The following is a 2,593-nucleotide window of genomic DNA, read 5'->3' on the forward strand; positions in this document are numbered from 1 at the left end:
TCATCTCCACCTAAATTTCATAGAAATTATAGGTGGAGAATTCTTTGTTATTTTAGTTAAAATAAATAATAATAAAAAGAAAGATAAAGAAAATAAGGAAAAAATAACAAAAACAATAAACTTTTTTTATTCATGGGAGTTCTCCAAATTTTGGAGCTATAACAAAGTGAAATAATTTCAATTTTTGATAAATAATTTTGTTAGGCTTTTGAATTACATAGTGCTCAAGAATTTAATAAGGATTGTTGTTGATAAAGATTCTATTAGAAAACTAAAAATTGATTTTAATAAAGCTTATGTAAAGTTTAATGGTAAAGCACAAATGCTTTGTAAAAGATATACCTTATGGGGGTGGCATTGTTGGTAACTTCTTTTTTTGATTATAAAGATGTCCAGGGAGACGAATTTAATTTGATTTTTAGTTTTGAGTTTATTAATAAAGAGATTGTTATTGAAGGTAAATCAAAAAATTTGAGCACAATTCAAACCCCTAACGGAAAGAGTTTTGCAATTGGTATTGTTTTTGACGAAGATAAAATATCAATTGAATATACGATGTTAATCCATGATTATTTTAATGAGACATAAAAATTTATATCAACTGATTAAGGATTATCTCCCCAATCTTTTTATTTATTTTATTGCTTTTTGTTATATTTTTTTTGGTCCATATTACATATGGACATTCTTTTGTATAGGAGATATTATTTTAATGCTAAAAGATTTGTCAAAATATGGAAATACGTAGAAATGAAAAAATATAATACAAAAATTAATCAAAGAGATTTTGTATTATATTTGTTTTTATAACTACAAAAATTTTTAGGAGAGGCAATTCTTGAATAGAAAAATTACTATTGTGTTTGTATTTATTATATTTGTTCAAATATTGATAAGTTGTAGTTCTTTATATAGGGAGAATATCAAAGATTTAGAGAAGATATATACTGTTTCTACTAATACCAATAGCATAGACAAACCTAAAATAAATATACCATTTACAACCAAACCTAATATTTTAATAATGTTTTCTACAAATGTTGAAGCGTCAGAAATAAATAAGATTATTCGAAATAAAAAAAATATTTTAATAAAAGAACATATAAATAAAAAAACAATTACTCTTGGTACAATACATAACCATAATATTATTTCTATAGTTACAGGAGTTGGAAAAATAAATACGGCTTTTTGGACAAGTTATATTATATCAAAATATAAGATTAGTCATATAATTAATGCTGGAGTTGCTAGCGGCATTTATAGTAATAAAAATAAATTCTTAAAAATAGGAGATGTTGTTATATCCACACAAACAGTAAATTATGATTTTAATTTGTATAGATTTGGATATGAAATAGGACATGTTCCAGGACATCCTAAAAAATTTGAATCAAGCATTGTCCTTATGAGGAAAGTTTTTAAGATAAAAACAAATAATATAGTATTTCATACGGGTTTAATAATTACTGGAGATAAATTTATTAATCATCTAAATTTTTATGAGGAAATTCCGGAAGAATTCCAAGATGCAATTGCAGTAGATATGGAAAGTGCTGCAATGGCTCAGGTGGCTTATAATTTTAAAATTCCTTTTATAATTATACGAGGAATATCCAATATAGTTAATCATGAAAATGATAATGATTATAAAAAATTTATAAAAAAAGCATCTTCTAACTCATTAAAAATAGTAGAAAAATTGATTAAATTAATTTGATAAAAAGTTTATTAGAAGTATATGGTTAATTGTTATGGTTTTTTTAAAAAGTTACTTTTATATAATAGGATCGTAGGAATAGGTATTAAAAAAATGAGTAGCTGTGTGTATAACAAGTTATGTAGTGATTCTTTAGTTAGAAATAGAACACTTTGTTTTTCTGATTTAAAGTTAAGTTGGTTTGAACATTGTATTTTAAATGATATGAAAATGGTTATGGAGGAATTTAATAATTCTACGTGCTTTCCATTAGAAAATTATGATGAAAAAGATTTTGATGAATTTTTTCTTAAGTTGGGTTCTAAGAGATCTAAAGAATTAATTAATTTGTTTCGTAAGATTAAGAACAGGATAAGTGAGAAATCATTTGAAATTGAAGTTTTTATATTATATCTATGCATTGATGATCCTTGCACAACGGATATTTTTTATATTGATGAAGGGGATAATTTATTATTTGATGAAGATGATAATTCATTTGATGGAAATGATAATTCATTTGATGGAAATGATAATTCATTTGATGAAAATAAGAGTGTGTGGTGTGGTGCCATAATTACTTTTATTAATTGGATAATTGCTTTGATTAAGGGAAGGCATAATTTTTTTGATGAAGGGCATATTTGCTCTGATAAAAAAAAACATAATTCTTTGAGTAATAGGTTTGTATCTAGTATTGATCAACGTTTTAAAAAGATGAAAAAATCATTGGAATCTCGATTAGAATTAGAAATGCAAAGGGAAAAAATAGAATTAGAACTAGAAAAGAAATTAAAAGAGCAAGGGTATAAGAAATTAGAAGAAATTTTTTTCAATAAGTTTTTCAAGTAAAGAAACGATAAGAAGAATGAAGATTTGAAGATTTAATTAAAA

2 protein-coding genes and 1 pseudogene are annotated in these 2,593 nt (G+C 24.1%); all 3 read left to right on the top strand.

The genetic code is table 11. From position 1 onward, the window contains the following. Nucleotides 1-238: 238 nt before the first annotated feature. Nucleotides 239-588 (top strand): annotated as a pseudogene (locus tag LRB30_RS05610) (PilZ domain-containing protein); the annotation flags it as partial. A gap of 250 nt (nucleotides 589-838) precedes the next feature. Beyond that, nucleotides 839-1,720 carry a 5'-methylthioadenosine/adenosylhomocysteine nucleosidase gene (locus LRB30_RS05615; RefSeq protein ID WP_231020116.1) on the top strand — a complete coding sequence of 294 codons (882 nt, stop codon included), beginning with the start codon at nucleotides 839-841 and terminating at the stop codon, nucleotides 1,718-1,720. 105 nt (nucleotides 1,721-1,825) lie between these two features. Further along, nucleotides 1,826-2,551 carry a P52 family lipoprotein gene (locus tag LRB30_RS05620; protein ID WP_231020118.1) on the top strand — a complete coding sequence of 242 codons (726 nt, stop codon included), beginning with the start codon at nucleotides 1,826-1,828 and terminating at the stop codon, nucleotides 2,549-2,551. Nucleotides 2,552-2,593 lie beyond the last annotated feature (42 nt).

Source organism: Borreliella americana, from assembly GCF_021043605.1.
GTDB lineage: Bacteria > Spirochaetota > Spirochaetia > Borreliales > Borreliaceae > Borreliella > Borreliella americana.